Origin of the sequence: Mesorhizobium sp. M5C.F.Ca.IN.020.29.1.1, assembly GCF_003997375.1 — a bacterium.
GTDB classification, from domain to species: Bacteria; Pseudomonadota; Alphaproteobacteria; order Rhizobiales; family Rhizobiaceae; genus Mesorhizobium; species Mesorhizobium wenxiniae.
The window spans coordinates 1-9288 of record NZ_RZSW01000231.1 but is presented as its reverse complement, the minus strand read 5'-3'; the positions used below and the strand labels follow the sequence as shown (position 1 = coordinate 9288).

8 protein-coding genes are annotated in these 9288 nt (G+C 63.4%); all 8 read left to right on the top strand.

What is annotated here, in order from left to right; translation table 11 throughout:
* The first annotated feature begins 527 nt into the window (after window positions 1-527).
* Entirely contained in the window at window positions 528-1127 is a 600-nt protein-coding gene (locus EOA85_RS18970) for an ANTAR domain-containing response regulator (RefSeq protein WP_127210752.1), read from the top strand.
* Between the two features lie 2 nt (window positions 1128-1129).
* On the top strand, window positions 1130-2368 hold the full coding sequence (locus EOA85_RS18965; protein WP_164759743.1) for a CmpA/NrtA family ABC transporter substrate-binding protein: 1239 nt from the start codon (window positions 1130-1132) through the stop codon (window positions 2366-2368).
* A gap of 352 nt (window positions 2369-2720) precedes the next feature.
* Window positions 2721-4037, top strand: a complete 1317-nt coding sequence (locus tag EOA85_RS18960; protein WP_127210750.1) for a CmpA/NrtA family ABC transporter substrate-binding protein — start codon at window positions 2721-2723, stop codon at window positions 4035-4037.
* Between the two features lie 66 nt (window positions 4038-4103).
* The gene (gene ntrB, locus EOA85_RS18955; RefSeq protein WP_127210749.1) at window positions 4104-5000 is read left to right on the top strand and encodes a nitrate ABC transporter permease; all 897 of its coding nucleotides are present in this window, start codon (window positions 4104-4106) and stop codon (window positions 4998-5000) included.
* Window positions 5001-5010: 10 nt separating this feature from the next.
* Window positions 5011-5808: an ABC transporter ATP-binding protein gene (locus tag EOA85_RS18950; protein ID WP_127210748.1), complete on the top strand. Its 798-nt coding sequence runs from the start codon at window positions 5011-5013 to the stop codon at window positions 5806-5808.
* 4 nt (window positions 5809-5812) lie between these two features.
* Entirely contained in the window at window positions 5813-8263 is a 2451-nt protein-coding gene (nirB, locus tag EOA85_RS18945) for a nitrite reductase large subunit NirB (RefSeq protein ID WP_127210747.1), read from the top strand.
* A gap of 63 nt (window positions 8264-8326) precedes the next feature.
* The gene (nirD, locus tag EOA85_RS18940; RefSeq protein WP_127210746.1) at window positions 8327-8656 is read left to right on the top strand and encodes a nitrite reductase small subunit NirD; all 330 of its coding nucleotides are present in this window, start codon (window positions 8327-8329) and stop codon (window positions 8654-8656) included.
* A gap of 2 nt (window positions 8657-8658) precedes the next feature.
* A partial coding sequence (locus EOA85_RS18935) for a molybdopterin-dependent oxidoreductase (protein WP_164759742.1) occupies window positions 8659-9288 on the top strand: 630 nt, incomplete at its 3' end.

Genomic DNA, 9288 nt, shown 5'->3' with positions numbered 1-9288 from the left:
AATAATACCAGGCCCAAACCCAAACACGCCTTCGAAAGCACCGTCTGCGCGGAAAGCCATTTCGCCAGACACGACGACAGATCCTTCTCCAAACGCGCCGCCGGCGCCGCCGCCTGCGGTGCCACCGCCGATGGCGGACCGGCTCCGCTTGAGTATCTTCATCGTCGAAGGCTTCCGTATCCGGCGCGTCGAGTTCATCGAGGATGCCACTTCGGGCGCCCGGTCCGCCGGCTACCGCGTTGATGGGCCGAACTGCGCTCGCAAGGGCTGCTGCCCCAGCAATGCCAAACATTCCTGTCAAAAATGATCGCCGATCCATGGAAACCTCCAATCTTCTAGACAGCGAGACAAGATTCGCAAACTGAAAGATAGCGCAGGCGATAGAAAAGCAAAGTAGACCCTACGAATGGTATTTAAAGAAGCTTAACGGATCAGCTCCGCGAACATATGGCAGTCCCCGAAGCGATAACTGCGGCAATTCTCAACATGCCGCATTGCACAATCGCGCGGCGTGCGCAAAATGCGGCATGATCCGGAAATCCCTCACCGTCCTGGTGATCGACGAAAACCACATCCGCGCCTCCATCATTGAGGCGGGATTGCGGGAGGCCGGGCATGAGCAGGTCACGGTCGTTCACGACGTTGCCGGAATAGCGCGGCGCATCGCCGAGATCGAACCGGACGTAATCGTCATCGACCTCGAAAATCCCAACCGCGACATGCTTGAAAACATGTTCCAGCTGTCGCGCGTCGTGAAGCGGCCGATCGCCATGTTCGTCGATCGGTCGGATCAGGCTTCGATCGAAGCTGCGGTGGCAGCGGGGGTCTCCGCCTATGTCGTCGACGGGCTGCGCCAGGAGCGCGTCAAGCCGATCCTCGATATGGCGATCAGCCGCTTCAACGCGTTCTCGCGGATGGCGCGCGAACTGGAAGAAGCCCGCAGTGAATTGGAGGACCGCAAGGTCATCGACCGCGCCAAGGGCATCCTTATGAGGTCGCGCGGGCTGTCGGAGGACGCGGCCTACACGCTTCTGCGCAAGACCGCCATGAACCAGAACCGCAAGATCAGCGAAATCGCGCAGAGCCTGGTGACGGCGGCAGGCCTTCTGGATCCCGGAGAGAGTTGAGCATGGCGGCCGAACACCAGATCAATGCCGGTTTCATACCGCTCTTCGACAGCGCGGTTCTTGTCGCAGCGCGCGAGATCGGGTTTGCCGCGCGCGAAGGCGTCGACCTGACGCTCAGTCGCGAGACATCCTGGGCCAACATCCGCGACCGCATCGCGATCGGGCATTTCGATCTGGCGCATATGCTGGGGCCGATGCCGATCGCCTGCAATCTGGGGCTCACGCCACTCGCCTCCGATACGGTCGTGCCGTTCTCGCTGGGACTGGGCGGCAATTGCGTCACGGTTTCGAACGTGGTCTGGGCGGGCATGGCCGCGCACGGCGCCTTGCCCGACCTCGATCCGGCGCGAGCCGGCAAGGCCTTGGGAGCGCTAATCCGTGAACGGGCAAATGCCGGTCGCGACCCGCTGCGCTTTGCGGTCGTGCATCCGCACTCCGGACACAATTTCGAACTGCGCTACTGGCTCGCGGCCTGCGGCATCGATCCGTCGCGCGAAATAGAAATCGTCATCGTGCCGCCGCCCTTCATGGCCGACGCACTCGCCGCCGGCAGGATCGACGGCTACTGCGCCGGCGAACCCTGGAACAGCGTCTCGGTTGTCGCCGGCACCGGCCATATCGCCACGGTCAAGGCCGCTATCTGGAAGACCAGCCCCGAAAAAGTCGTCGGCGTGCGCAAGGCCTGGGCCGAAAAACACCCCGAAGCCCTTTCAGCCCTGCTGCGCGCGCTCCATCACGCTGCGCGCTGGTGCGAGGATCCGGCAAACCGCGGCGAACTGGCCGCGCTGATGGCGCAGCCTTCCTTCCTCGGCGTTTCGCCGGCGTTGCAGATGCCGATCCTGACCGGACATCTTGCGTTGGGCGGCGGCGCGGAACTGACCGTCGAGGACTTCTTTCTGCCTTTCGGCAAGGCGGCAAATTTCCCCTGGAAGAGCCATGCGCTGTGGTTCTACACGCAGATGGTCCGTTGGGGGCAGATCAAGCACAGCGCTGCCCACATGGCGCTCGCGCGCGACGCCTACCGGCCCGACCTCTATCGCGCAGCGCTGAAGCCGCTCGGCGTCGCCCTGCCGGGAGCCAACGCCAAGGTCGAGGGTGCCCTGACCGCTGCCACCCCGGTGGGCTCGGCCGGCGCCAGCCTCGTCCTTGGTCCGGATGGTTTCTTCGACGGCCGCATCTTCGATCCCGACAGGATCGACGACTATCTCGCTATCCGCGACTGGGCGATGCCGACGAGTTGAGCATTCCTTGCGCACTATCGTGCACTGCACAAAATTTGTGCTACTGCACAATGGCGTGACTGCCGTATGAGCATCGACAATCCGGCGCTCCAGCCTTCACGCCCACGCGCGCGATTGTTTCTATTGCTTAATCCGCCGCTTCTTCCAGCTGGCACGGTTCCTGCATAGTAATCCATAGGCCTTCAGGCCACGGAATACGGCGTCCAATGGCGGGCGCCACAGGCAAAGCTGCCGCTCAGGTCACACGCGATCCGGATCAACGGACGCAGCGGCCTGGCCGGCGGCTTTTATTGTTTGGTCGAAGACGCAATCGACGGCGCAGATCCCAAGCCGCGCCCAACCGGAGATGACGATGACGAAACGCATCAAAACCCAATCCGCCCTCAAGGCTGTAACGCGCCGCGATTTCCTGATGATGAGCGCGGCCACCGCGGCAACGCTGGCGGCGGCACGCGCGCTGCTGCCGTCCGGCGCCTATGCGGCGACGGCAGCGCCGGAAGTCACCGGCGCCAAGCTAGGCTTCATCGCGCTGACCGATGCAGCGCCGCTGATGATCGCTAAGGAGAAGGGCCTGTTCGAAAAATTCGGCATGCCCGATGTCGAGGTGCTCAAGCAGGCCTCCTGGGGCGCGACACGCGACAATCTGATGCTCGGCGGCGAAGCCAACGGCATCGACGGCGCCCATATCCTGACGCCGATGCCTTACCTGATGCATACCGGCAAGGTGACGCAGAACAACCAGCCGATGCCGATGGCGATCGTGGCGCGGCTCAACTACGACTGCCAGGCGATTTCCGTCGCGCAGGAATATGCTGGCACCGGCGTCGGCCTCGATGCCTCCAAGCTGAAGGACGCCTTCGCGGCCAAGAAGGCCGAGGGCAAAGAGGTGAAGGCCGCCATGACCTTCCCGGGCGGCACTCATGATCTCTGGTTGCGCTACTGGCTGGCTGCCGGCGGCATCGATCCCGACAAGGATGTCTCGACCATCGTCGTGCCGCCGCCGCAAATGGTCGCCAACATGAAGGTTGGCAATATGGACGTGTTCTGCGTCGGCGAGCCGTGGAACGAGCAACTCGTCCATCAGGGTGTCGGCTTCACCGCCACCACGACAGGCGAACTCTGGAAAGGCCATCCGGAAAAGGCGCTCGGCCTGCGCGCCGCCTTCATTGACAAGAACCCGAACGCCACTAAGGCGATCCTGATGGCCGTCATGGAAGCCCAGCAATGGTGCGAAGCCATGGAAAACAAGGACGAGATGGCGGCCATCATCGGCAGGCGGCAATGGATGAACGTGCCGACCGCCGACATCATCGGTCGCCTCAAGGGCGACATCAACTACGGCAATGACCGCGTCGCCACCGGCACCGACCTCCACATGAAGTTCTGGAAGGGCGGCGTGTCCTATCCATTCAAGAGCCACGACAGCTGGTTCCTCGCCGAAAACATCCGCTGGGGCAAATTCGCGGCGACCACCGACATCAGGGCGCTGGTCGATCAAGTCAATCGCGAGGATCTGTGGCGCGAGGCGGCCAAGGACCTCGGCGTCGCTGCGGCCGACATCCCGGCGTCTTCATCGCGCGGCGTCGAGACCTTCTTCGACGGCAAGATCTTCGATCCGGCCAATCCGTCCGCCTATCTCGACAGCCTGAAGATCAAGGCATCGGCCTGACGTCGCCGGCAAGCGGCGCCAGTGGCGCCGCCTGTCACTCCAATGCTCAAGGAGCTTTTTTCGAAAATGTCTATCCAAGCCATCGAGGACGCCAAGGTGAAGGCGTTCCCTACGCCTGCCAAGCCCGCAGAGGTTATAGCTTTCACCGCCAAGGGGAGGCGCCGCTTCGATCCCGCCGCGATCGCCGGCAAGCTGGCAAGCACGCTGGTGCCGCCGGCAGTCGTCATCGTCGTCATGCTCGTCATCTGGCAGATCGCCTGCTCGTCGCCCAACGCCAGCTTGCCGCCACCCAGCCAGGTATGGAACGAGGCCTACGATCTGATCGTCCATCCGTTCTTCGATTATGGTCCGCAGGATATCGGACTGGCCTGGCGGGTGCTGATCTCGCTGCAGCGCGTCGCCATCGGCTTCGGCCTGGCTGCAATCGTCGGCGTTGCGCTCGGCGCGCTGGTCGGACAGTCGATCTGGGCGATGCGCGGCCTCGACCCTGTGTTCCAGATCCTGCGCACCGTGCCGCCGCTCGCCTGGCTGCCGCTGTCGCTGGCCGCCTTCCGCGATTCCAGCCCATCGGCGATCTTCGTCATCTTCATCACCTCGATCTGGCCGGTGATCATCAACACCGCCGTCGGCGTCCGCAACATTCCAGAGGATTATCGCAACGTCTCCCGCATCCTCAGGCTCAACCAGCTCGAGTTCTTCGTGAAGATCATGGTGCCGGCCGCGGCGCCTTACATCTTCACCGGCCTGCGCATCGGCATCGGTCTGTCCTGGCTTGCCATCGTCGCCGCCGAAATGCTGACAGGCGGCGTCGGAATCGGCTTCTTCATCTGGGATGCCTGGAACTCGTCGCGGCTGCCCGACATCATCGTTGCGCTCGCCTATATCGGCATCACCGGCTTTTGCCTCGATCGCCTTGTCGCGGCGGTCGGCGCCTTCGTCATTCGCGGCACAACGGCAAAGTGAGGAGAGGGCAATGACGGCCTATCTGAAACTCGACCATATCGACAAATCCTTCACCCGCGGCGGCCAGGTCAGCGAGGTGCTGAAAGACATCCCGCTGACCATCGACAAGGGCGAATTCGTCTCGATCATCGGCCATTCCGGCTGCGGCAAGTCGACCTTGCTCAACCTGATCGCCGGGCTGACCAAAGTGTCCGCCGGGGCGGTCCTGCTCGAAGACAAGGAGGTCGACAGCCCCGGTCCTGAACGCGCGGTGGTGTTCCAGAACCACAGCCTGCTGCCATGGCTCACCGTCTACGAAAACATCAACCTGGCGGTGTCTAAGATCTTCGGCCGCACCAGGAGCCGGGCCGAACGGCACGACTGGATCATGCGCAATCTCGACCTCGTGCAGATGGCGCATGCCAGGGACAAGCGCCCCGCCGAAATATCGGGCGGCATGAAGCAGCGCGTCGGCATCGCCCGGGCGCTGGCCATGGAGCCGAAGATCCTGCTGCTCGACGAACCCTTCGGTGCGCTCGACGCGCTGACGCGCGCCCATCTGCAGGACGCGGTGATGGATATCCATTCGAGGCTTGGCTCGACGACGATCATGATCACCCACGACGTCGACGAGGCGGTGCTGTTATCCGATCGCATCGTCATGATGACCAACGGTCCGGCGGCGACCATCGGCGAGGTGCTTCCTGTGCCGCTGGTCCGGCCGCGCCGCCGCGTCGAGCTTTCCTCCGACCGGACCTTCCTGCGCTGCCGCGAGGCGGTGCTGAAGTTCCTCTACGAACGCCACCGCTTCGTCGAAGCCGCGGAGTAGCTCAATGACCGAAAAACTCGTCATCATCGGCAACGGCATGGCGCCCGGGCGGATGCTGGAGCACCTGCTCGAACAGGCACCGGACCGTTACGTCGTCACCATCTTCAACGCCGAGCCGCGGGTCAATTACGACCGCATCATGCTGTCGCCGGTGCTGTCCGGCGAGAAGGCCTTCGAGGAGATCATCATCCACGGCGACGGCTGGTACATCGCCAACGGCATCACCCTCTACAAGGGCCACAAGATCGTCGCCATCGACCGGACGGCAAAGACCGTAACCTCCGACCACGGCGTCACAGAGCCCTATGACAAGCTCGTTATCGCCACCGGCTCGGTGCCTTTCATCATTCCGGTGCCCGGCCACGATCTGCCGGGCGTGCTCACCTATCGCGATCTCGACGACGTCCAGGCCATGCTGCTTGCCGCCCAGTCGCGGGCCAAGGCCGTGGTCATCGGCGGCGGCCTGCTCGGGCTGGAAGCGGCGGCGGGCTTGAACTCGCAAGGCATGGACGTCACCGTGCTGCATGTCATGCCGACGTTGATGGAGCGCCAGCTTGATCCGGCTGCCGGCCATCTGTTGCAGCGCGCCGTCGAACAACGCGGCATCAAGGTCATCACCAAAGCTAACACCCAGGCGATCACAGGCAAGGGCAAGGTCGAGCAGGTGGAACTCGCTGACGGAACCATCATCCCGGCGACGCTGGTCGTCATGGCGGTGGGCATCAGGCCGAATGCGGCGCTGGCGAAACAAGCCGGCATTGCCGTTAGCCGCGGCATCGTCGTCGACGGCGGCATGCGCAGCAACGATCCCAACATCTACGCGCTCGGCGAATGCGCCGAGGTCAACGGCCAGGTCTACGGGCTGGTCGCCCCGCTCTACGAGATGGCGCGCGTCGCGGCCAGCCAGCTTGCCGGCAACGAGGCGGCGGCTTTCGTCCATATGGACACGCCGACCAAGCTCAAGGTCACCGGCATCGAGCTGTTCTCGCTCGGCGACTTCGCCGAGGGCGAGGACCGCCAGGAGATCGTGCTGCGCGATGCCGCCGCCGGCGTCTACAAGCGGCTGGTGCTTAGGGATGACCGCATCATCGGCACCGTGCTCTACGGCGAGACGGCGGACGGCGCGTGGTTCAACGACCTCAAGAAGAAGCAGACCGACATATCGCAAATGCGCGACACCCTTATCTTCGGCCAGTCATACCAGGGAGGTGCCTCCCTGGACCCTATGGCGGCCGTTGCAGCCTTGCCGGATGATGCGGAAATCTGCGGCTGCAACGGCATTTGCAAAGGAAAAATCACCGGCGCGATCACGGCCAAGGGCCTGACGTCGCTAGACGACGTGCGTGCCCACACCAAGGCTTCCGCTTCGTGCGGCTCCTGCACCGGTCTGGTCGAGAAGCTGATGGCGCTGACCATAGGCGACAAATACAATCCGGCGGCTGTGCAATCGATGTGCGGCTGTACCACGCTCGGCCATGACGAAGTCCGCCGGTTGATCAAGGCCAAGAGCCTGAAGACCATTCCCGCCGTCATGCAGGAACTGGAATGGACCACCTCCTGCGGCTGCGCCAAATGCCGGCCGGCGCTCAATTACTATCTCGTCTGCGACTGGCCGGACGAGTATGCCGACGACTACCAGTCGCGCTTCATCAACGAGCGCGTTCACGCCAACATCCAGAAGGACGGCACCTATTCTGTGGTGCCGCGCATGTGGGGTGGCGTCACCAATGCCGCCGAACTGCGCGCTATCGCCGACGTCGTCGACAAGTTCGAGATCCCGATGGTCAAGGTTACAGGCGGACAGCGCATTGACATGCTCGGCATCCGCAAGGAAGACCTGCCGGCGGTGTGGGCCGACCTCGGTCAGGCCGGCTTCGTGTCCGGCCATGCCTATGCCAAAGGCCTACGCACCGTGAAGACCTGCGTCGGTTCGGACTGGTGCCGCTTCGGCACGCAGGATTCGACGGGGTTCGGTGTTCGCATCGAAAAATTCATGTGGGGGTCGTGGACGCCCGCCAAGGTCAAGATGGCGGTCTCGGGCTGCCCTAGGAACTGTGCCGAGGCGACCTGCAAGGATGTCGGCGTGATCTGCGTCGATTCAGGCTACGAAATCCATTTCGCCGGTGCTGCCGGCCTCGACATCAAGGGCACAGAGGTGCTCGGCCTGGTCAAGACCGAGGACGAAGCGCTCGAGCATATCGTGGCGCTGACGCAAATGTATCGCGAACAGGGCCGCTATCTCGAGCGCATCTACAAATGGGCCAAGCGCATCGGCATCGCCGAGATCAAGCGCCAGATCATGGACGATGGCGAGAAGCGCAAGGCCTATTTCGACCGCTTCGTCTTTTCGCAGAAATTCGCGCAGGTCGACCCGTGGTCGGAGCGCGTTTCCGGCAAGGACAAGCACGAATTCCGGCCGATGGCTTCGGTCGGTTTCGCTCAGGCGGCGGAGTAGGCGCGTGTTCCCGAAAAGTGGAAACCGGTTTTCGGTTAAGAACACGCGCAAAGGATGAGGCAGATGAACTGGGTATCAATCGGCTCGATATCGGACATTCCGCGCCGCGGCGCGCGCTGCGTCGCCACGCCGCAAGGCAAGATCGCCGTCTTCCGCACCGCGGAGGACCAGGTCTTCGCCATCGAGGACCATTGTCCGCACAAGGGCGGGGCGCTCTCGCAGGGCATCGTCCACGGCGCGGCGGTGACCTGTCCCCTGCACAATTGGGTGATCTCGCTGGAGACCGGCAAGGCGCTCGGCGCCGATGAAGGTGCGGTGCGCACCGTTCCGGTGCGGATCGAGGGCGAGCGTCTGTTCATTGCGCTGGAAGCGCTGGCCAGCCGCGCGGCCTGAGCATGAAGATCGACGAAGCGCGCGAGGTGAGGACCACCTGCCCCTATTGCGGGGTGGGCTGCGGCGTGCTGGCGAAGGTCACCGCGGATGGCGAAATAACCGTTCGCGGCGACCCAGACCATCCGGCAAATTTCGGCCGGCTCTGTTCCAAGGGCTCGGCGCTGGCGGAGACGATCGATCTCGACGGCCGGCTGCTCTATCCGGAGATCCACGGTCGCCGCACCGGCTGGGACGAAGCGCTCGACCTCGTCGCCTCGACTTTCTCGCAAACCATTGCCGAGCACGGCCCCGACGCGGTCGCCTTCTACGTTTCCGGCCAGTTGCTGACCGAGGACTATTATGTCGCCAACAAACTGATGAAAGGCTTCATCGGCTCTGCCAATATCGACACCAATTCGCGCCTGTGCATGGCTTCGTCGGTTGCCGGCCATCGCCGCGCCTTCGGCGCCGACACCGTGCCGGGCAGTTACGAGGATCTGGAGCTTGCCGATCTGATCGTGCTGGTCGGCTCCAATCTCGGCTGGTGCCACCCGGTGCTCTACCAGCGCGTTGCCGCGGCCCGGGAAAAACGGCCCGAGATGAAGGTGGCGCTGATCGATCCTCGCCGCACGATGACCGCCGGTATCGCCGAC